This window comes from Nocardioides sp. CPCC 205120, assembly GCF_048654585.1.
GTDB lineage: Bacteria > Actinomycetota > Actinomycetes > Propionibacteriales > Nocardioidaceae > Nocardioides.
The window spans coordinates 1202977-1221936 of record NZ_JBMCYY010000001.1; the positions used below are offsets into that span (position 1 = coordinate 1202977).

17 protein-coding genes are annotated in these 18960 nt (G+C 73.1%); 16 read left to right on the forward strand and 1 reads right to left on the reverse strand.

All coding sequences use genetic code 11. The annotated features are described in order from the left end of the window. Nucleotides 1-29 precede the first annotated feature (29 nt). Nucleotides 30-1373, forward strand: a complete 1344-nt coding sequence (locus tag ACOACO_RS05635) for an FAD-dependent oxidoreductase (RefSeq protein ID WP_420295259.1) — start codon at nucleotides 30-32, stop codon at nucleotides 1371-1373. 81 nt (nucleotides 1374-1454) lie between these two features. Here the strand turns inward: ACOACO_RS05635 and ACOACO_RS05640 are convergent, their stop codons facing one another. Continuing rightward, nucleotides 1455-2768 carry an isochorismate synthase gene (locus ACOACO_RS05640; protein ID WP_420295260.1) on the reverse strand — a complete coding sequence of 438 codons (1314 nt, stop codon included), beginning with the start codon at nucleotides 2766-2768 and terminating at the stop codon, nucleotides 1455-1457. Between the two features lie 66 nt (nucleotides 2769-2834). Here ACOACO_RS05640 and ACOACO_RS05645 point away from each other — a divergent pair, with 66 nt between their 5' ends. From ACOACO_RS05645 to ACOACO_RS05715, 15 genes are all read left to right on the forward strand, one after another. Then, entirely contained in the window at nucleotides 2835-3536 is a 702-nt protein-coding gene (locus ACOACO_RS05645) for a hypothetical protein (RefSeq protein ID WP_420295261.1), read from the forward strand. A gap of 116 nt (nucleotides 3537-3652) precedes the next feature. Beyond that, entirely contained in the window at nucleotides 3653-4342 is a 690-nt protein-coding gene (locus ACOACO_RS05650; RefSeq protein WP_420295262.1) for a demethylmenaquinone methyltransferase, read from the forward strand. Nucleotides 4343-4679: 337 nt separating this feature from the next. Further along, nucleotides 4680-5039, forward strand: a complete 360-nt coding sequence (locus ACOACO_RS05655; protein ID WP_420295263.1) for an NADH-quinone oxidoreductase subunit A — start codon at nucleotides 4680-4682, stop codon at nucleotides 5037-5039. Nucleotides 5040-5043: 4 nt separating this feature from the next. Further along, nucleotides 5044-5598, forward strand: a complete 555-nt coding sequence (locus tag ACOACO_RS05660) for a NuoB/complex I 20 kDa subunit family protein (RefSeq protein ID WP_420295264.1) — start codon at nucleotides 5044-5046, stop codon at nucleotides 5596-5598. Further along, nucleotides 5595-6320, forward strand: coding sequence for an NADH-quinone oxidoreductase subunit C (locus ACOACO_RS05665; protein WP_420295265.1), 726 nt, complete (start codon nucleotides 5595-5597; stop codon nucleotides 6318-6320). The genes ACOACO_RS05660 and ACOACO_RS05665 overlap by 4 nt, the downstream gene beginning before the upstream one ends. Then, nucleotides 6320-7684 carry an NADH-quinone oxidoreductase subunit D gene (locus ACOACO_RS05670; RefSeq protein WP_420295266.1) on the forward strand — a complete coding sequence of 455 codons (1365 nt, stop codon included), beginning with the start codon at nucleotides 6320-6322 and terminating at the stop codon, nucleotides 7682-7684. The genes ACOACO_RS05665 and ACOACO_RS05670 overlap by 1 nt, the downstream gene beginning before the upstream one ends. Beyond that, nucleotides 7681-8487: an NADH-quinone oxidoreductase subunit NuoE gene (gene nuoE, locus ACOACO_RS05675; RefSeq protein WP_420295267.1), complete on the forward strand. Its 807-nt coding sequence runs from the start codon at nucleotides 7681-7683 to the stop codon at nucleotides 8485-8487. Before ACOACO_RS05670 ends, nuoE begins: the two co-directional genes overlap by 4 nt. Continuing rightward, nucleotides 8484-9800: an NADH-quinone oxidoreductase subunit NuoF gene (gene nuoF, locus ACOACO_RS05680; protein WP_420295268.1), complete on the forward strand. Its 1317-nt coding sequence runs from the start codon at nucleotides 8484-8486 to the stop codon at nucleotides 9798-9800. The genes nuoE and nuoF overlap by 4 nt, the downstream gene beginning before the upstream one ends. Continuing rightward, nucleotides 9797-12301 carry an NADH-quinone oxidoreductase subunit G gene (locus ACOACO_RS05685; RefSeq protein ID WP_420295269.1) on the forward strand — a complete coding sequence of 835 codons (2505 nt, stop codon included), beginning with the start codon at nucleotides 9797-9799 and terminating at the stop codon, nucleotides 12299-12301. Before nuoF ends, ACOACO_RS05685 begins: the two co-directional genes overlap by 4 nt. Nucleotides 12302-12345: 44 nt before the next feature. After that, a complete protein-coding gene (gene nuoH / locus ACOACO_RS05690; RefSeq protein ID WP_420296304.1) occupies nucleotides 12346-13668 on the forward strand; it encodes an NADH-quinone oxidoreductase subunit NuoH in 1323 nt (440 codons plus the stop codon). Beyond that, nucleotides 13668-14264 (forward strand): NADH-quinone oxidoreductase subunit NuoI, encoded by a 597-nt coding sequence (nuoI, locus tag ACOACO_RS05695; RefSeq protein ID WP_420295270.1) that lies wholly within the window; start codon nucleotides 13668-13670, stop codon nucleotides 14262-14264. The genes nuoH and nuoI overlap by 1 nt, the downstream gene beginning before the upstream one ends. After that, entirely contained in the window at nucleotides 14261-15169 is a 909-nt protein-coding gene (locus ACOACO_RS05700) for an NADH-quinone oxidoreductase subunit J (protein ID WP_420295271.1), read from the forward strand. The genes nuoI and ACOACO_RS05700 overlap by 4 nt, the downstream gene beginning before the upstream one ends. Further along, nucleotides 15169-15471, forward strand: a complete 303-nt coding sequence (nuoK, locus tag ACOACO_RS05705) for an NADH-quinone oxidoreductase subunit NuoK (RefSeq protein ID WP_420295272.1) — start codon at nucleotides 15169-15171, stop codon at nucleotides 15469-15471. Before ACOACO_RS05700 ends, nuoK begins: the two co-directional genes overlap by 1 nt. A gap of 88 nt (nucleotides 15472-15559) precedes the next feature. Next, entirely contained in the window at nucleotides 15560-17428 is a 1869-nt protein-coding gene (gene nuoL / locus ACOACO_RS05710) for an NADH-quinone oxidoreductase subunit L (protein ID WP_420296305.1), read from the forward strand. Continuing rightward, nucleotides 17428-18960, forward strand: coding sequence for an NADH-quinone oxidoreductase subunit M (locus tag ACOACO_RS05715; protein WP_420296306.1), 1533 nt, complete (start codon nucleotides 17428-17430; stop codon nucleotides 18958-18960). The genes nuoL and ACOACO_RS05715 overlap by 1 nt, the downstream gene beginning before the upstream one ends.

Below are 18960 nucleotides of genomic sequence, written 5' to 3' on the forward strand. Positions count from 1 at the left end.
CCGCGTGTCGTCTGGAGGAAGAGAAAATCGTGCGTCCCATCCGTGTTGCCGTCGTCGGCGCCGGCCCCGCTGGCATCTACGCCGCCGACATCCTGACGAAGGAGCACGACGGCGCGAAGGTCGACGTGTTCGACCGGCTGCCCGCGCCCTACGGCCTGGTCCGCTACGGCGTCGCCCCCGACCACCCGCGCATCAAGGAGATCATCAAGGCCCTGCGCCGGGTGCTCTCGCGCGACGAGATCCGCTTCATCGGCAACGTCGACTTCGGCACGGACCTGAAGCTCGAGGACCTGCGCCAGTTCTACGACGCGGTCATCTTCGCCACCGGCGCGATCTACGACCGGGACCTGAACATCCCCGGCATCGAGCTCGAGGGCTCGTACGGGGCGGCCGACTTCGTGTCCTGGTACGACGGGCACCCCGACTACCCGCGCGACTGGCCGCTCACGGCCGAGTCGGTCGCGGTCATCGGCGCCGGCAACGTGGCGCTCGACGTGGCCCGCGTGCTGGCCAAGCCCGCCGACGAGCAGCTCACGACCGAGATCGCCGACAACGTCTACCAGGGCCTGAAGGCGAACCGCGCGACCGACGTCCACGTCTTCGCCCGTCGCGGCCCGGCGCAGATCAAGTTCTCGCCGATGGAGCTGCGCGAGCTCTCGCACTCCCCGAGCATCGACGTGCTCGTGGACGAGGAGGGCTTCCAGATCGACGACGCCGGCCAGGCCGCGATCCAGAAGACGAAGAGCGTCAAGCTCGTCGTGGACACGCTGCTGAAGTACGCCGAGGCCGAGCCGACCGGCGCCCCGCACCGCATCCACATCCACATGTGCCAGGCCCCCGTCGAGGTCCTCGGCGAGGACGGCAAGGTCGTCGCGATCCGCACCGAGAAGACCGAGCTCGACGGCACGGGCAACGCGGTCGGCACCGGCGAGTTCGTCGACACCCCGGTGCAGGCCGTCTACCGCGCGGTCGGCTACCGCTCGTCGGCGCTGCCGGAGGTGCCCTTCGACGACACCGACCACGTGATCCCCAACGCGGGCGGTCGCGTGCTCGACCTCGACGGCAACCACATCCCCGGCACCTACTGCACGGGCTGGGTCAAGCGCGGCCCCGTCGGCCTCATCGGCCACACGAAGTCCGACGCGCAGGAGACGATCACCAACCTGCTCGCCGACCTCGACACCACGCCCGAGCCGGTGCAGACCGAGGCCGACGCGATCCTGCGCCACCTCACCGACCGCGGCGTCGACCACACCTCGTGGGAGGAGTGGGTGACGCTCGACGCCCACGAGGCGGCGCTCGGCGAGGCCGCCGGCCGCGAGCGCATCAAGGTCGTGCCCCGCGAGGACATGATCCGCCACTCGCGCGGCTGACCCCCGCCGTACGACGCACGCAGCCCCCGACCGCACCGCGGTCGGGGGCTGCTGTCGTCCTGGGGGATCCGAGGCGGAGGGCTAGCCGCCCAGCGCGTGGCGCACGGGCTCGAGCTTGGCCTGGCTCTCGGCGAGCTCGGCGGCGGGGTCGGAGCCGGCGACGATGCCGCAGCCCGCGAAGAGCCGCACGCGTCCGCCCGTCTCGCCGGGCGCCGGCTGCTCGACCTGGGCCGAGCGCAGCGCGATGCCCCACTCGCCGTCGCCCGAGGCGTCCATCCAGCCGACGGGTCCGGCGTACCGGCCCCGCTCCATGCCCTCGATCGCCGTGATGAGCGCGGTCGCGGCGGGCGTCGGGGTGCCGCCGACGGCGGCGGAGGGGTGCAGCGAGGCGGCGAGGCCGAGCGAGGTGACCGACGCGTCCTCCGGCACGACGCCGGTGACGTCGGTGGCCAGGTGCATGACGTTCGGCAGGTGCAGCACGAACGGCGACTCGGGCACGTTCATCGACGAGCAGTGCGGCTCCAGCGCGTCGGCGACCGAGCGCACCGCGTACTCGTGCTCCTCCAGGTCCTTCGACGAGCGCGCCAGCTCCCCGGCGAGGCCGGCGTCGCGCACCTCGTCGCCGGTACGGCGGATCGTGCCGGCCAGCACGCGGGAGGTGACCAGCCCGCGCTCGCGGCGCACGAGCATCTCCGGCGTCGCGCCGAAGAGGCCGTCGACGTGGAAGGTCCAGCAGGTCGGGTACGCCGACGCGAGGCGCCGCAGCGGCCAGCGGACGTCGAGCGGCTCGTCGAGGCGGGCCACGAGGTCGCGGGCGAGCACGACCTTCTCGAGGTCGCCGGCGTCGATGCGCGCCACGGCGTCGGCCACCACGGCCTCCCAGTCGCGCTCGGCGAGGGCGCCGGGCCCGAAGGCCAGGCCCTGGGGGGCGGCGGGGGGCTCGGCGACGCGGGTGGCGGGCACGCCGATGGTGTCGTGGCCGATCGTCGTCAGCCACCGCCTCCCGCCGCGCTGACCGACCAGCACGCGCGGGACGACGAGCGTCGACGTACCGGGGTCGTCGGCGAAGGCGAAGGTGCCGAAGGAGACGAGGCCGGTGCCGGGCGTGCCGACCTCGTCGCGCACCACGGCGCGCGCCGCGAGGCGGCTCCACCAGCGCTCGGCCTCGGCGAAGCGGGTGGCGCCGGCGGTGGTGATGGAGGCGGCGCTGCCCCAGCCGACGAGACCCTCGCCGCCGCGCAGCCAGGCCAGCGCACCGTCGGCGGGCAGCAGGTCGACGAGGGGCGCCTCGGTGCCGGGACCGTTCTCGAGCGGCACGGTGCGCACGACGAGCGGCAGCACTGCATCGGCCGGGAGCGCGTCGTGGTTCCCGGGCTCGGGGGCTCGCGTGGTCATCCGCGCCAGGGTACTGCGGCCCCGAGCACCCTCTCCCCGCGGCGGGCGTTGCTACCGTCACACCCCGTGCCTGCCACCGACTCCCGCGCCGTCGCCACGCTGAAGCGCAAGGACTCCGTCCTCGCCGCGGTCGGCGGTCTCGTCGCCCTCCTGCTCCTCGTCGTGCTCGCCGTCGTGCTCCCCAAGCTGGCCGAGGACGGCGGCAGCGCTGCCGAGGCCGGAGGCATCGCCGGGGGCGGGGCCGAGGGGTCCGAGGGCGGGTCGGGCGGGGGGGCGGACGGCGGTTCCGGCGGGTCGGGCGACCTCGTGCTGCCGCAGGACGTCGGCCGCTGGACCTCGCTGACCGCCGTGCTCGAGGAGGAGGGCGACCCCGAGCAGCTGGCCCAGGTCGAGGAGTCGTGGGCGTACGCCGACGCGCAGCTCGTCGAGCGCTCCGGGGTGCCGGCCGACGCCGAGCGCTACCTCGACCTCGCCACCAGCGCCCTCGTCGCGATCCAGGCCTACCGCGGGCCCGACGGCCCGCTCGTGCCCGCCACCCTGCAGGACCCCGAGTCGGGCCAGGCCCGCCTGCTGCTCGCCGAGTACGGCGACGTGGAGTGCGTGCTCGACGTGGTCTCCGGAGAGCTGTCGCCGACCCCGCAGGTGCAGGAGATGCAGTGCCGCCGCACCTCCGACGACCTCACCGTGCGCGCCTTCGTGCTCAGCCTCGCCGACGGCGAGGCCGTGCAGTCCCTCGTCGACGGGATCTGGGCCGAGCTCTCCGCCTGAGCGGCCCGCCTGAGCAGTCCCGAGCGGTCCGGCGACTTGTCGACAAAGCCGGCGGGCGTGCCGACCCCTCCGACCGTGGCGGCCCGGCGCCGGGCCGGGACGTAGGCTTGGCGACCGTGGCCCGCGCAGAGCTCGACAAACGACCGACCGACGTCCGCCGCATGTTCGACGAGGTCGCGAAGCGCTACGACATCACGAACGACGTGCTGTCGCTGGGCCAGGACCGTCGCTGGCGCCGTGACGTCTTCCGCGCCATCGACCCGAAGCCGGGCGACCTCGTGCTCGACCTCGCGGCCGGTACCGGCACCTCCAGCGCCCCGTTCGTCGGCGCCGGCGCGGTCGTCGTGCCCTGCGACTTCTCCCTCGGCATGCTGCAGGTCGGCAAGCAGGCGCGCCCCCACCTGCCGTTCGTGGCCGGGGACGCCACCCGCCTCCCGTTCGCCGACGACAGCTTCGACGCCGTCACCATCTCCTTCGGGCTGCGCAACGTCGTCGACCACGCCGCCGCCCTCGCCGAGATGCACCGCGTCACCCGCCCCGGCGGCACGCTCGTGGTCTGCGAGTTCTCCCACCCGACGTGGTCGCCGTTCCGCACCGTGTACGTCGAGTACCTGATGCGCGCGCTCCCGCCCGTCGCCACCGCCGTGTCGTCCTCGCCGGACGCCTACGTCTACCTGGCCGAGTCCATCCGCGCCTGGCCCGACCAGGCCCGGCTCGCGACCATCATCGACGAGGCCGGCTGGTCCGGCGTCGAGTGGCGCAACCTCTCGGGCGGCATCGTCGCCCTCCACCGCGCCACCGCCTGACGGGGCGCGCCACCCTTCGCACGACGTCCGCCGAGGTCGACGCAGCGGCGCCCTCCGCGTGTGCGCGGGTTCAGCCGTGGGACGCCCGCTGGACCGAATCCACGCACTCCGGCGCCCAGCCCGTCCTGCCCCTCCGCGCGCCCGAATTACCCCACTCCGCCGTGCGGTAAATCGCCAGGTCACGGCCCGGTCACACCCGGGGCGTGGGGGGTCGCGCTCGCCCGGCCCGGGGTCTAAGGTGTGACTCGCGCCACCATGTGATTCCTTTCACAAGGTCACGAGCGCGAACGGCGACGGCCCCGCGGACGGGTCGCGCGACGGACGGAGGGAGGCTGTCGTGGGGCTCTACGCACCGGTGCTGGCACTGCTGGCCCTGGCCGGCGGGTTCGCGATCTTCTCGGTCGTGGTGAGCACGATGACGGGCCCCGGGCGCTACAACCGGGCGCGTCTCGACTCCTACGAGTGCGGCATCGACCCGACGCCCCAGCCGCTCGGCGGCGGGCGCATCCCGGTGAAGTACTACACGGTCGCGATGACCTTCATCATCTTCGACGTCGAGATCATGTTCCTCGTCCCGTGGGCGGTCCACTTCGACCAGCTCTCGTGGTTCGGCCTGATCGCCGTCCTCCTCTTCCTCTTCAACATCACGCTCGCCTACGCCTACGAGTGGCGTCGCGGCGGGCTGGACTGGGACTGACGACATGGGCATCGAGGAGAAGCTCCCCAGCGGGGTGCTGCTGACGACCGTCGAGGGCGTGGCGGGCTACATGCGCAAGGCCAGCTTCTGGCCGGCGACGTTCGGGCTCGCGTGCTGCGCCATCGAGATGATGACGACCGGCGGCCCGCGCTACGACCTGTCGCGCTACGGCATGGAGGTCTTCCGGGCCAGCCCCCGCCAGGCCGACCTGATGATCGTCGCAGGCCGGGTGAGCCAGAAGATGGCGCCGGTCCTGCGCCAGATCTACGACCAGATGGCCGAGCCGAAGTGGGTGCTCGCCATGGGCGTGTGCGCCAGCTCGGGCGGCATGTTCAACAACTACGCGATCGTGCAGGGCGTCGACCACGTCGTGCCCGTCGACATGTACCTCCCCGGCTGCCCGCCGCGCCCCGAGATGCTCATCGACGCGATCCTCAAGCTGCACGACCAGGTGCAGCACACCAAGCTCGGCGCGAACCGCGCCGCGCAGGTCGCCGAGCTCGAGACGGAGGCGCTCAACGCGCTGCCGACCGAGGAGCAGAAGGGCCTGCTGCGATGAGCGACGCCCGCACCGAGGGGGAGCGCCACCTCTCCCGCACCGAGCCCCAGGCCGACCCCCGCGGCCGCGAGGACGGCGCCGACGTCCGGGGTCGCCGTACCGGCATGTTCGGCGTGCGCGGCAGCGGCGACACCTCCGGGTACGGCGGCCTGCAGCGCGCCGTGGTCTTCCCGCCCCCGGCCGAGCGCCCGTACGGCGGGTGGTTCGACCACTGCGTCGACACCCTGCTCGCGCGGGTCGGCGACCCGTCGGCGGTGGCCTCGGTGGTGGTGCACCGCGGCGAGCTGACGCTGCACGTGCGCCGCGAGCACCTCCCCGCCGTGGTCCGGGCCCTGCGCGACGACCCGGACCTGCGCTTCGAGCTGTGCTCGGGCGTCAGCGGGGTCCACCACCCGGAGGACGTGGGCGCCGAGCTGCACGCCGTCTACCACCTGCTCTCGATGACCCACAACCGGCGCGTGCGCCTCGACGTGTCGTGCCCCGAGGGCGACCCGCACGTGCCGAGCATCGTCGCGACGTACCCGACGGCCGACTGGCACGAGCGGGAGACCTGGGACTTCTTCGGCATCCAGTTCGACGGCCACCCGGCGCTGACGCGGATCCTCATGCCGGACGACTGGCCCGGCCACCCGCAGCGCAAGGACTACCCGCTCGGCGGGATCCCGGTGGAGTACAAGGGCGGGACGATCCCGCCGCCCGACGAGCGGAGGTCGTACACCTGATGACCACCACCACGCAGAACGACCCGTACGCCGCGGGCGCGGGCCGCGACGCCGCGGGCGGACGGGGCGACCGGGTCTTCACGGTCACCGGCCAGGACTGGGACGAGGTCGCCGGGGCCCTGGGCGCCGACGGCGACGCCGAGCGGATCGTCGTCAACATGGGTCCGCAGCACCCGTCGACCCACGGGGTGCTGCGCCTGATCCTCGAGCTCGAGGGCGAGACGGTCACCGAGGCCCGCTGCGGCATCGGCTACCTCCACACGGGCATCGAGAAGAACATGGAGTTCCGCACCTGGACCCAGGGCGTCACGTTCTGCACCCGGATGGACTACCTGTCCCCGTTCTTCAACGAGGCCACCTACTGCCTCGGCGTCGAGCGGCTCCTCGACATCGAGGACGAGGTGCCGGAGAAGGCGCAGGTCATGCGGGTGCTCCTCATGGAGCTCAACCGCATCTCCTCCCACCTCGTCGCCATCGCGACGGGCGGCATGGAGCTGGGGGCGCTGACGGTGATGACCGTCGGGTTCCGCGAGCGCGAGCAGGTGCTCGACCTCTTCGAGCTCATCACCGGGCTGCGCATGAACCACGCGTTCATCCGCCCCGGCGGCGTCGCGCAGGACCTGCCGGACGGCTCGCTCGACGCGGTGCGGGCGTTCGTGGGGCTGATGCGCAAGCGGCTGCCCGAGATCGCCACGCTCTGCAACGCCAACCCGATCTTCCGGGCCCGCCTCGAGGGCGTCGGGTACCTCGACCTCGAGGGTTGCCTCGCGCTCGGCATGACCGGCCCGGTGCTGCGCTCGACGGGCTACCCGTGGGACCTGCGCAAGACCCAGCCGGTCTGCGGCTACGAGACCTACGACTTCGACGTGCAGACCTGGGACACGGCCGACTCCTACGGCCGCTTCCGCATCCGGGTCAACGAGATGTTCGAGAGCCTGCGGATCGTCGAGCAGTGCGTCACCCGGCTCGAGGGGCTCGTCGGGGCGCCCGTGATGGTGGCCGACAAGAAGATCGCCTGGCCCAGCCAGCTGTCGGTCGGCAGCGACGGGCAGGGCAACAGCCTCGACCACATCCGCCACATCATGGGCGAGTCGATGGAGGCCCTCATCCACCACTTCAAGCTGGTGACCGAGGGCTTCCGGGTGCCGGCCGGGGAGGCCTACGTGCCGCTGGAGTCGCCCCGCGGCGAGCTCGGCGCGCACGTCGTCTCCGACGGCGGGACGCGCCCCTACCGGGTCCACTTCCGCGACCCGTCCTTCACCAACCTGCAGGCGACGAGCGTGATGAGCGAGGGCGGCATGGTCGCCGACGTCATCGTCGCGATCGCCTCGATCGACCCCGTGATGGGAGGCGTGGACCGATGACCGAGGTCACGGGCGCCGGGACCGGGCCGCTGGAGGCCGCCGCCCTCGACGCGACCACCCTGGGCGAGCTGCGGCAGATCGCCGCGCGCTACCCCCAGGGCCGTTCCGGGCTGCTGCCGATGCTGCACCTCGTGCAGTCCGCCCAGGGGCGGATCACCCCCGCGGGCATCGAGGCCTGCGCCGACGTGCTGGGCCTCAGCCCGGCCGAGGTCAGCGGGGTCGCGACCTTCTACACGATGTACAAGCGCCGCCTCGTCGGCGACTACCACGTCGGGGTCTGCACCAACACGCTCTGCGCGGTCATGGGCGGCGACGAGATCTTCGCGACGCTCAAGGACCACCTGGGCATCGGCAACGACGAGACCACCGACGACGGCCGCGTCAGCCTCGAGCACGTCGAGTGCAACGCGGCCTGCGACTACGCCCCGGTCGTGATGGTCAACTGGGAGTTCGTCGACAACCAGACGCCCGAGAGCGCCGTGCGGCTCGTCGACGACCTGCGCTCCGGCGCCGAGGTCCACTCCACCCGCGGCCCCCGCATCTGCACCTGGCGGGAGGCCGAGCGTGTGCTGGCCGGCTTCCCCGACGACCGCGCGGACGAGGGCCCCGGGGCCGGTACGGCGTCGCTCGCCGGCCTGCGCGTGGCCCGCGAGCGCGGGTGGGAGGCGCCCCGCAGCGACAGCGACGCCCGCCGTACCGACGAGCACGCCGACTCCAGCGAGAGGGCCGCGGTCGCCGCGGACGAGCAGGCCGACACCGCACGCGCGGAGTCGGAGACGAAGATCGAGGAGGGGAAGGAGTGACCGCGATCCCGCCGCTCACCCCGGTGCTCACCGACAACTGGGACGACGAGCGCTCCTGGACCCTGGCCTCCTACGAGGCCCGCGGGGGGTACGACGCCCTCGACACCGCCTTCGCCATGACGCCCGACGAGGTGATCACGGCCGTCAAGGACGCGGGCCTGCGCGGCCGCGGCGGCGCCGGGTTCCCGACCGGCATGAAGTGGGGCTTCATCCCGCAGGACAACCCGAACCCGAAGTACCTCGTCGTCAACGCCGACGAGTCGGAGCCGGGCACCTGCAAGGACGTGCCGCTGATGATGGCGAGCCCGCACACGCTGGTGGAGGGCGTCATCCTCTCCGCCTACGCGATCCGGGCCCACCACGCCTTCATCTACGTGCGCGGGGAGGTGCTCCACGTCGTGCGGCGCCTGCAGCGCGCGGTGCAGGAGGCCTACCTGGCCGGGCACCTGGGCGCGAACATCCACGGCTCGGGCTACGACCTCGACCTGGTGGTGCACGCCGGCGCCGGGGCCTACATCTGCGGCGAGGAGACGGCGCTGCTCGACTCCCTCGAGGGGCGGCGCGGCCAGCCGCGGCTGCGCCCGCCGTTCCCGGCGGTCGCGGGCCTCTACGCGAGCCCGACCGTCATCAACAACGTCGAGTCCATCGCGTCGGTGCCCGCCATCATCCGCAACGGCGCCGAGTGGTTCGCCTCGCTGGGCACGGAGAAGTCGAAGGGCTTCGTCATCTACTCCCTCTCCGGCCACGTCACCCGGCCGGGGCAGTACGAGGCGCCGCTCGGCATCACGCTGCGCCAGCTGCTCGAGCTCGCCGGCGGCGTGCGCGAGGGGCACCGGCTCAAGTTCTGGACGCCCGGCGGCTCGAGCACGCCGATCCTCACCGACGAGCACCTCGACGTGCCGCTCGACTACGAGTCGGTCGGCGCGGCCGGCTCGATGCTCGGCACCCGGGCCCTGCAGATCTTCGACGAGACGGTCTCGGTCGTGCGCTGCGTGCTGCGCTGGACCGAGTTCTACAAGCACGAGTCGTGCGGCAAGTGCACGCCGTGCCGCGAGGGCACGTGGTGGCTGGTGCAGACGCTGGCCCGCATCGACGCGGGCGAGGGGCAGCCCGGCGACGTCGAGAAGCTGCTCGACCTCTGCGACAACATCCTCGGCCGCTCGTTCTGCGCGCTGGGTGACGGCGCGACCAGCCCCATCACGTCGGCGATCAAGTACTTCCCCGAGGAGTTCGAGGCCGGGATGCACACGCCCAGCCGCGAGCTCTTCCCGCCCGCGGCCTCGACGGCCTACGCCCAGGAGGTGGGGGTGTGACCCTGACACCGGACACCGCGACGGACCTCGTCACGGTCACCATCGACGGGGTCGGGGTCGCCGTCCCCAAGGGGACGCTCGTCATCCGGGCGGCGGAGCAGGTCGGCATCCACGTGCCGCGCTTCTGCGACCACCCGCTGCTCGAGCCCGTCGGCGCCTGCCGCCAGTGCCTCGTCGAGGTGCCGGACGCCGGCAACGGGCGCGGACTGCCCAAGCCGCAGGCGTCCTGCACCCTCGAGGTCGCCGACGGCATGGTCGTCAACACGCAGGCCACCTCGGGCATCGCCGACAAGGCGCAGCAGGGCGTGATGGAGCTGCTGCTCGTCAACCACCCGCTCGACTGCCCCGTCTGCGACAAGGGCGGCGAGTGCCCCCTGCAGAACCAGGCGATGAGCAACGGCCGCGCCGACTCCCGCTTCGAGGGCACGAAGCGCACCTTCCCGAAGCCCATCAACCTCTCCCCGCAGGTGCTGCTCGACCGCGAGCGCTGCATCGTGTGCCAGCGGTGCACCCGCTTCACCGAGCAGGTGCCGGGCGACCCCTTCATCTCGCTGGTGGAGCGCGGGGCGCAGCAGCAGATCGGCATCGCCCCGGGCGCGCCGTTCCTGTCCTACTTCTCCGGCAACACGATCCAGATCTGCCCCGTCGGGGCGCTGACGAGCGAGTCCTACCGGTTCCGCTCCCGGCCCTTCGACCTCGTCTCGACCCCGAGCGTCGCCGAGCACGACGCGTGCGGCGCCGCGATCCGGGTCGACCACCGCCGCGGCACGGTCATGCGCCGCCTCGCGGGCGACGACCCCGAGGTCAACGAGGAGTGGATCACCGACAAGGACCGCTTCGCGTTCCGCTACACCACGGCCCCCGACCGGCTGCGCTACCCGCAGGTGCGTGACGCCGACGGGTCCCTGCGCCCCGCGTCGTGGACCGAGGCGTTCGCCGTCGCCGCCCGCGGCCTGGCCGCCGCCCGCGACGCCGGCGGTGTCGGGGTGCTGCCCGGCGGTCGCCTGACGGTCGAGGACGCCTACGCCTACGCGACCTTCGCCCGCGTCGCGCTCGGCACCAACGACGTCGACTTCCGCGCCCGCCCCCTGGGACCCGACGAGGCCGACTTCCTCGCGAGCCACGTCGTGCTCACCCGCCCCGGGCACGGGGCGGTCACCATGGGGGACGTCGAGGGCGCCCGCACCGTCGTGCTCGTCGGGCTCGAGCCCGAGGAGGAGGCCGGGACGCTGTTCCTGCGCCTGCGCAAGGGCACCCGGAAGGGTACGACGGTGCTCGCCGTGGCGCCGTACCTCACCCGCGGCGCCCGCAAGCTCGCGGCCGTCCACGTGCCGACCGCCCCCGGCGGCGAGGCCGCGGTCCTCGACGGCCTGGCGGCGCGGGCCGCCGACCTGGCCGGCAGCCCGCTGGAGGCCCAGGACGTCGTGCTCGTCGGCGAGCGGCTCGCCACCTCGCCGGGGGCCCTGGCCGCCGCGGCCCGCCTGGCCGCCGCGACAGGTGCCCGCCTGGCCTGGGTGCCGCGCCGCGCCGGTGACCGGGGCGCGGTCGAGGCCGGCTGCCTGCCGACCCTGCTGCCCGGCGGCCGCCCCGTGGCCGACCCGGCCGCCCGCGTCGACGCCGCCACCGCCTGGGGCGTCGGCTCCCTGCCGGACGCCCCCGGGCGCGACACCGACGGCATCGTCGCCGCAGCGGCAGCCGGCGAGCTCGCCGGCCTGGTGGTCGGCGGCGTGGCGGGGGAGGACCTCGCCGACCCGGCCGCGTTCACCGCCGCCCTGCGGGCCGCCTCGTTCGTCGTCAGCCTCGAGCTGCGCGCCACCGAGGCCACCGCCCACGCCGACGTCGTGCTGCCCGTGGCGGCCGCGGCGGAGAAGGCCGGCACGTTCGTCACCTGGGAGGGCCGGGGCCGGCCGTTCCCCGTCGTGCTGCGCGGCAACGACCGCCTGCCCGACTCCCGCGTGCTGGCGGGCATCGCCGAGGAGATGGGCCACCCGCTCGGCTTCCGCACCGTCGACCAGGTGCGCGACCAGCTCGAGGCCCTCGGCGCCTGGGACGGTGCCCGCCCGGCGCTGCCCGCACCGCCCGGCACCGCCGGAGGGCGGCCCGCCCCGGCGGCCCGCCCCCTGCCGACGGCGCAGGTCGCCGACGGCGTGCTGGAGCTCGAGCTCGCCACCTGGAAGCAGCTCGTGGACCGCGGCTCGCTGCAGGACGGCGACGAGGCCTACCTCGCCACGATGCGCCCGGCGGTCGCGCTGCTCGGCACGGCGGCGTACGACGCCCTCGGCCGCCCCACGGCCGTCGCCCTCACGGGGGCGCGGGGGAGCACGACGCTGCCCGCCGTCCACGAGCCGACCCTGGTCGACGGGGTCGTCTGGGCCCCCACCCGCGCAAGCGGTCGCGGCCTCCTCGCCGAGGTCGCCGGCCCGGGCGCCACGGTGCGCGTCACCCCCGCGGCCGCCGACGTCGTGCCCGTCGCGGGGTCCACCCCGGAGGTGACCGCGTGAGCGCCCTCGCCTCGCTCGGGCCGGCCCTCGGGGCGCCGACCCCGATGGCGCTGGAGGCCTTCGGCGACGACTCGATCTGGGTGGTGCTGCTCAAGGCGGTGCTCATCTTCGTGGTGCTCGTGCTGCTGACCTTGTTCAACATCTGGTTCGAGCGTCGCGTGGTCGCCCGGATGCAGCACCGCATCGGCCCGAACATGCACGGCCCCTTCGGCCTGCTGCAGAGCCTCGCCGACGGCGTGAAGCTCGCGCTGAAGGAGGACATCATCCCCAAGGCGGCCGACAAGGTCGTCTTCGTGCTGGCCCCCGTCATCTGCGTCGTGCCGGCGTTCGTGACCTTCGCGGTCATCCCGTTCGGGCCCGAGGTGCGGATCCCGTTCACCGACACCGTGACGCCGCTGCAGCTGACCGACATGCCGGTCGCGGTCCTCTTCGTGATGGCGATCGCGTCGATCGGCATCTACGGCATCGTGCTCGGCGGCTGGTCGAGCGGCTCGACGTACTCGCTGCTCGGCGGCCTGCGCTCGAGCGCCCAGATGATCTCCTACGAGGTCGCGATGGGCCTCGCGCTGGTCAGCGTGTTCCTGTACGCGGGGTCCGCGTCGACCTCGGAGATCGTCGAGGCGCAGAGCGACGTCTGGTACGCGTTCTCGATGGCGCCGGCGTTCGTCGTCTACTGCATCGCCATGGTCGGCGAGGTCAACCGCGCGCCCTTCGACCTCCCCGAGGCCGAGGGCGAGCTGGTCGGCGGCTTCCACACCGAGTACAGCTCGCTGAAGTTCGCGCTGTTCTTCCTCGCCGAGTACATCAACATGGTCACCGTCTCGGCCCTGGCCACGACGCTGTTCCTCGGCGGCTGGCGCGCCCCCTTCGGCATCGGCACCCTGTGGGAGGGCGCCAACGAGGGCTACTGGCCGCTGCTGTGGTTCTTCGGCAAGGTCTTCTTCTTCATGTTCCTGTTCGTCTGGCTGCGCGGCACCCTGCCGCGGCTGCGCTACGACCAGTTCATGGACTTCGGGTGGAAGCGCCTCATCCCCGTCGCGCTGGCCTGGGTCGTCGTCGCGGCCGTCATGCGCCTCGTGCTCAACGACGACGCGGTCGACCGCCGCACGCTGATGCTGGTCTTCGGCACGGTCGCGGTCGTGCTGCTGGCGCTGACGTTCCTGCTGCCCTCGGGCTCCGACGACGGGCCCGGCGACGGGTCCGACGGCGCCGACGACGGCACCGGCGTGCCCGCCCCGGCCCACGGCACCGGTGCCTACCCCGTCCCCCCGATGCCGTCCGGCGGCGCCGTCCGCGGCGCGGCCGCGCCGCTCACGTTCACCCACGCGCCCGGACCCGTGCGGTCCGGCGCCGAGGAGGAGAGCTGATGTCCGACCAGGAGCCCCGCCGCAGCCCGTCGGGCGCCGCGTCGATCAAGGAGCAGGTCTGGGACCCGGTCGCCGGGTTCGGGGTCACCCTGACGACGATGTTCCGCAAGCCGGTCACGGAGCAGTACCCGCGGGAGAAGAAGCCCACCGCGCCCCGCTTCCACGGCCGCCACCAGCTCAACCGCTACCCCGACGGGCTGGAGAAGTGCATCGGCTGCGAGCTGTGCGCCTGGGCCTGCCCGGCGGACGCGATCTACGTCGAGGGCGCGGAGAACACCGAGGCGGAGCGCTACAGCCCCGGTGAGCGCTACGGCCGCGTCTACCAGATCAACTACCTGCGCTGCATCCTCTGCGGGCTGTGCATCGAGGCCTGCCCGACGCGGGCGCTGACGATGACGAACGAGTACGAGCTGGCCGACGACGACCGCGAGTCGCTCATCTACGAGAAGTCCGAGCTGCTCGCGCCGCTGGCCGAGGGCATGGAGCAGCCGCCGCACCCGATGCGCCTCGGCGACGACGCGGGCGACTACTACCGCGGCGCGTTCTCCGTGCCCGAGCCCGGCGAGAAGATGACCGTCCCGGAGGGTGGTCGATGATCGCCTTCTGGCTGCTCGCCCCCGTGATGGTGGCGGCGGCGCTCGGCGTGCTGTTCGTGCGCAAGGCCGTGCACGCCGCGCTGCTGCTCGCCGTCGTCATGATCGGACTCGCGGTCCTGTACGCCGCGCTCGAGGCCCCGTTCCTCTTCGCCGTGCAGATCGTCGTCTACACGGGCGCGATCATGATGCTGTTCCTCTTCGTGCTCATGCTCGTCGGCGTCGACGCGTCGGACTCCGTGGTCGAGACGATCCGGGGCCAGCGCGTGCTCGCGGTCGTCGTCGGCGGCGCCTTCGCGCTGCTCGTCGGCGTGCTGCTCGGCCAGGTCACGCTGGGCACGGCGGTCGGCCTCGAGGGCGCCAACGAGGGCGGCAACATCGAGGGCCTCGCCGACGTGCTGTTCTCCCGCTACGTGCTCGCCTTCGAGGCCACGGCGGCGCTGCTCATCACCGCCGCGCTGGGCGCGATGGTGCTCGCCCACCGCGAGCGCCTCACGCCCCGCGAGACGCAGGCCGACCGGGCCCGCGCGCGGGTGCGCTCGTACGGCGAGGGCGGCGAGCACCTGGGCCCGAAGGCGGCGCCCGGCGTCTACGCCCGGCACAACGCCGTCGACACCCCCGCTCTGCTGCCCGACGGCACGCCGGCGGAGAGCTCCGTGCCGACGATCATCTCGGCGCGGGGCACGGTCCGCAGCACCCCGGCGTACCGCGACGTCGACGCCGTCGTCGGCCAGCTCGAGGCCGCCGACCACGACCGCGCGTCCGGCGACCCGCGCCGCCGCCGCTCCGGCGACACGCAGGCCACGGGCGACGCCGGCCGGGCCCGCGCCGACCGTGCCGACGACGGCCCCCGCGACGGTTCGCCCGACGGGGCGCCGCAGGGCGCACCCGGGGGAGGTGACGCGTGATGGACGACCTGACGCCCTACCTCGTGCTCTCCGCGATCCTCTTCAGCATCGGCGCCGTCGGGGTGCTGCTGCGCCGCAACGCCATCGTCGTGTTCATGTGCGTCGAGCTGATGCTCAACGCCTCGAACCTGGCGCTCGTGGTCTTCGCGAAGCAGCACGGCAACCTCGAGGGCCAGGTCGCGGCCTTCTTCGTCATGGTCGTCGCCGCCGCCGAGGTGGTCGTCGGGCTCGCCATCATCATGACGATCTTCCGCTCCCGCCGCTCGGCCTCGGTCGACGACGCCAGCCTGCTGAAGTACTGAGAGGGCAGCCGTGATCGCGACGCTCCCCCTGGCCGCCGAGGGCGGCCACCACTCCGTCCCGCTCGTCGACCCCGGCGCGGCCGACGGCGTGCTCGGCCTCGTCTGGCTGGTCATCGCGCTGCCGCTGGCCGGCGCGCTGGTGCTGCTCGTCGGCGGCCGGCGCACCGACCGCTGGGGCCACCTGCTCGGTACGGCGACCGTCGCCGCCTCGTTCGCGCTCTCCGTCGCGATGCTCGTGGCGCTGCTGGGCCGCGACGAGGGCGACCGGCAGGTCGGCCGACACCTGTGGGACTGGATCTCCGTCGGGGACTACCGCGTGGGCATGGATCTGCTCTACGACCCCCTGTCGGCGCTGTTCCTGCTGCTCATCACCGGCGTCAGCACGCTGATCCACGTCTACTCGATCGGCTACATGGCGCACGACCCGCGCCGGCGGCGCTTCTTCGGCTACCTCAACCTCTTCGTCGCCGCGATGCTGCTGCTCGTCCTGGCGGCCGACTACCTGGGCCTCTTCCTCGGCTGGGAGGGCGTCGGGCTCGCGTCGTACCTGCTCATCGGGTTCTGGCAGCACAAGCCGAGCGCCGCGGCCGCCGCCAAGAAGGCCTTCGTGATCAACCGCGTCGGCGACATCGGCATGAGCCTCGCGATCATGCTGATGTTCGTCACCTTCGGCACCACCGCGTTCGCCGGCGTCAGCGCCGCCGCGGGGGAGGCCACCGAGTCGACGATGACCGCGATCGGCCTGCTGCTGCTCCTCGGCGCCTGCGGCAAGTCGGCGCAGGTGCCGCTGCAGGCCTGGCTGCTCGACGCCATGGAGGGCCCGACCCCGGTCTCCGCCCTCATCCACGCGGCCACGATGGTGACCGCCGGCGTCTACCTGGTGACGCGGTCCAACTTCGTGTTCGAGAACGCGCCGGTGGCGCAGACGGCCGTCGTGGTCGTCGCCTGCGTGACGCTGCTGTGGGGTGCGGTCATCGGCTGCGCGAAGGACGACATCAAGAAGGTGCTGGCCGGCTCCACGATGAGCCAGATCGGCTACATGATGCTCGCCGCGGGCCTCGGCCCCGCGGGCTACGCCTTCGCGATCTTCCACCTGCTCACGCACGGCTTCTTCAAGGCCAACATGTTCCTGGGCGCCGGCTCGGTGATGCACGGGACCGGCGACGACGTGGACATGCGGCACTACGGGGCGCTGCGGCGCGCCATGCCGGTCACGTTCCTGACCTTCGCGATGGGCTACCTCGCCATCATCGGATTCCCGGGCTTCTCCGGGTTCTGGAGCAAGGACAAGATCGTCGAGGCCGCGATCGGGGAGAACTACCTCGTCGGCGCGGCCGCGCTGGTCGGCGCCGGGGTGACCGCGTTCTACATGACCCGCCTCATGCTCATGACGTTCTTCGGCGAGGCCCGCTGGGAGCCCGGCGTGCACCCGCACGAGTCCCCGAAGGTGATGACGGTGCCGCTGCTGGTGCTCGCCGCCCTCTCGGTGCTCGGCGGCCTCCTGCTGCTGGGCGACTGGATCGTCGACTGGCTGACCCCGGTGGTCGGCCCGGTGGAGCACCACGAGCTGCCCGTGCCGGTCTGGGTGATCACGCTGCTCGTCACCGCCGTCGTCGCCGTGGGTGTGGCCGTCGCCGTCCTGCTCGTCGGGCGACGCCCGGTGCCGCGCGAGGCCCCCCGCGACGTCTCGTTCGCGACCCGGGCCGCCCGCGCCGACCTCTACGGCGACGCGTTCAACCACGGCCTGGTCGTGGCGCCGGGCGGCGCCCTGGTCCGCGGCCTCGTGGCCACCGACCGGCACGGCGTCGACGGCGTCGTCGAGGGCGGATCCGGCCTCGTCGGCGCGCTCTCGGACGTGCTCCGGCGCGCGCAGAACGGTTACGTCCGCACGTACGCCCTGTCGGTGCTCGGAGGTGCCGTGATCGTCGTCCTCGCCATGGTGGCGGTGAGCTGGTGATGCTGCTCGCCCTCGTCCTCGTCCCCCTCGTCGGCGCCGTCGCCGCCGCCGTCCTCGGCCGCGGTGGCGCGACCTCCGCCCGCCTCGTCGGGCTCGTCGGCGCCCTCGCCACCCTCGGCGTCGCCGTCGCGGTGACGCTGTCCTACGACCACTCCGGCTCCGGGATGCAGCTCACCACCGAGCACGAGTGGATCGGCCCCGTCGGCGCGCACCTCGCGCTCGGCGTCGACGGGCTCGCCCTCGTCATGGTGCTGCTGACCGTGGTGCTCGTGCCGATCGTGCTCGTCGCCGAGTGGCGCACCGGCGAGGCCGACGGCCGCACCGGCAGCTTCGCGGCCTGGGTGCTGGGCCTCGAGGCCGCCGCCCTGGCCGTCTTCCTCGCCACCGACGTCTTCCTCTTCTACGTGGTCTTCGAGGCGACGCTGATCCCGGCGTACTTCCTGGTGGGCGGCTTCGGCGGCCCCGGGCGGGCCCGGGCGGCGACGAAGTTCCTCGTCTACCAGCTCGCCGGCGGCCTCGTGATGCTGCTGAGCGTCGTGGGGCTCTACGTGGTCTCCGCGCAGCAGGGGGCGCCGTCGTACCTCGTCGACGACCTGGCCGCGCTCGACCTGTCCGAGGGCATGGGCCGCTGGCTGTTTCTCGGCTTCTTCGTCGCGTTCGCCGTGAAGGCGCCGCTGTTCCCGGTGCACACCTGGCTGGCGGACACCACGCAGGCGGCGACGCCGGGCACGAGCGTGCTGCTCATCTGCATCCTCGACAAGATCGGCACCTACGGGATGATCCGGTTCTGCCTGGGCCTGTTCCCCGAGGCCTCGGTGTGGGCGACGCCCGCGGTCGTGACGCTGGCGCTCATCTCGATCGTGTACGGCGCGCTCGTCGCCATCGGGCAGGACGACCTGCTGCGCCTCGTCGGCCTGACGTCGCTGTCGCACTTCGGCTTCATCGTGCTCGGCATCTTCGTGCTCACCGACCAGGGCCACACCGGAGCGATCCTCTACATGGTCAACCACGGCATCGCGACCGCCGCGCTGTTCCTCGTCGCCGGGTTCGCGATCCGGCGCTCGGGCACCGCCTCGATCGCCGCGATGGGCGGAATGGAGAAGGCCGCCCCCGTGCTGGCCGGGCTGTTCCTGGTCGCCGGCATGGCGACGCTCGGCCTGCCGGGGCTCGCGCCCTTCGTCTCGGAGTTCCTCGTGACGCTGGCGGCCTTCGACTACGCCTGGTACGCCGGCGCGATCGCCGTCACCGGCATCGTGCTGGCCGCGGTCTACGTGCTGTGGGCCTACCAGCGCACGATGACGGGCCCGCTGCGCGGCACCCCGGTCGTCGCGGGCGACCTCGACCGCCGCGAGGTCGGCGTGCTCGTGCCGCTCGTCGTGGCCCTCGTGGGTCTCGGGTTCTTCCCGTCGCTGCTCACCGACGTCGTCGAGCCCACCACGCAGGTGGTGCTCGAGCACGTGGGCGAGCACGGCGGACCGGCCGACGACGGGCCCGACGTGCCCGCGGCCGACAGCGAGCAGGGAGGTCGTTGA

What these genes read in the sequence shown, in the direction of transcription:
- ACOACO_RS05640 (WP_420295260.1), bottom strand. Translation starts at nt 2,768, where the DNA reads ATGACCACGCGAGCCCCCGAGCCCGGGAACCACGACGCGCTCCCGGCC.
- ACOACO_RS05660 (WP_420295264.1), top strand. Translation starts at nt 5,044, where the DNA reads ATGGGCATCGAGGAGAAGCTCCCCAGCGGGGTGCTGCTGACGACCGTC.
- ACOACO_RS05665 (WP_420295265.1), top strand. Translation starts at nt 5,595, where the DNA reads ATGAGCGACGCCCGCACCGAGGGGGAGCGCCACCTCTCCCGCACCGAG.
- ACOACO_RS05670 (WP_420295266.1), top strand. Translation starts at nt 6,320, where the DNA reads ATGACCACCACCACGCAGAACGACCCGTACGCCGCGGGCGCGGGCCGC.
- nuoE (WP_420295267.1), top strand. Translation starts at nt 7,681, where the DNA reads ATGACCGAGGTCACGGGCGCCGGGACCGGGCCGCTGGAGGCCGCCGCC.
- nuoH (WP_420296304.1), top strand. Translation starts at nt 12,346, where the DNA reads ATGGCGCTGGAGGCCTTCGGCGACGACTCGATCTGGGTGGTGCTGCTC.
- nuoI (WP_420295270.1), top strand. Translation starts at nt 13,668, where the DNA reads ATGTCCGACCAGGAGCCCCGCCGCAGCCCGTCGGGCGCCGCGTCGATC.
- ACOACO_RS05700 (WP_420295271.1), top strand. Translation starts at nt 14,261, where the DNA reads ATGATCGCCTTCTGGCTGCTCGCCCCCGTGATGGTGGCGGCGGCGCTC.
- nuoK (WP_420295272.1), top strand. Translation starts at nt 15,169, where the DNA reads ATGGACGACCTGACGCCCTACCTCGTGCTCTCCGCGATCCTCTTCAGC.
- ACOACO_RS05715 (WP_420296306.1), top strand. Translation starts at nt 17,428, where the DNA reads ATGCTGCTCGCCCTCGTCCTCGTCCCCCTCGTCGGCGCCGTCGCCGCC.